Consider the following 1132-nt stretch of genomic DNA (forward strand, 5'->3'; position numbering starts at 1 on the left):
CTAGGGCCTGTTCTGAGTCGTGATCTCGGTACCGATGACCGCTTCCGGTAGCCACGGTCGAACTGGTAGACCTCTCATGTGCTGCGACGTGAACTCAGCGATATTGACTGGGAGTTAATCAGCCCTCACCTGCCGATCGGGCAGTACGGCCCTTACCCGGAGCATCTGCGCGACCAGCTGGAGGGGATCATCTGGCGGTTCCGGACCGGCAGCCCGTGGCGGGACGTGCCGGAGGCGTTCGGCTCCTGGTCCACGGTCTACGACCGGTTCGCCCAATGGCGCGATGGCGGAGTGTTCGCCGCCGTGATGGAGGCCGTGATCGCCGAGGCCGCCCGCCGCGGGCAAGTGGACTTGTCCCTGGTCAGCGTGGATTCCACCACCGCCCGCGCCCACCACGACGCGGCCGGCATGGTCGTGGACGAGGAAGTCCTTGCCGCCCTGGAGAAGGCTGCCGAGGCGGAAAAGGGGGCACGCGAAAGGCGCGAAAGCGGCGCAAGCGGCAGGCTGCAGCCGAAGTCGAGGAAGTGACCCCGGCCGGGGAGGCCCAGCCCGATCCTGAGCGCGAGGAGCGCCGCCGGCAGCGGCGCCGACGCCGGGCTCGGTTGAAGGCGGCAGCCCTGGGCCGCTCCCGCGGCGGCCTGACCAGCAAGGTCCACCTGTCGGCCGAGCGACGCTGCCGTCCGCTGTCGTTCGTGCTCACCCCCGGGCAGGCCGCCGACAGCCCGCAGTTTCCCGCCGTACTGACCGGGGTGCGGGTGCGCGGGCCTGTCGGACGTCCGCGCACCCGGCCCGGCGCCGTGGCCGGCGACAAGGCGTACTCCTCCCAGGCCAACCGCGCCCACCTGCGGAAACGGAGGATCAAGGCGGTGATCCCGGAGAAGGCGGACCAGGCGGCCAACCGGAAGAAGAAAGGCATCAGGGGCGGGCGCCCGGTCTCCCACGACGCCGAGTTGTACAAGGAGCGCAACACCGTGGAGCGCTGCATCAACAAGATCAAGGACTGGAGAGGGCTGGCCACGCGCTACGACAAGAGACCCGACAGCTACACGGCGGGGCTCCAGTTGCGCGGCGCGATCATCTGGCTGCGCAGCCTCCGCCCCACCACATGATCACGACTCAGAACACGCCCTAG

At 69.4% G+C, this 1132-nt stretch carries 1 pseudogene; it reads left to right on the forward strand.

Annotated elements, in window-relative coordinates:
* Positions 1-78: 78 nt before the first annotated feature.
* Positions 79-1109 (forward strand): annotated as a pseudogene (locus ACWDA7_RS53160) (IS5 family transposase).
* Positions 1110-1132 lie beyond the last annotated feature (23 nt).

It is taken from the genome of Streptomyces sp. NPDC001156 (assembly GCF_053598275.1).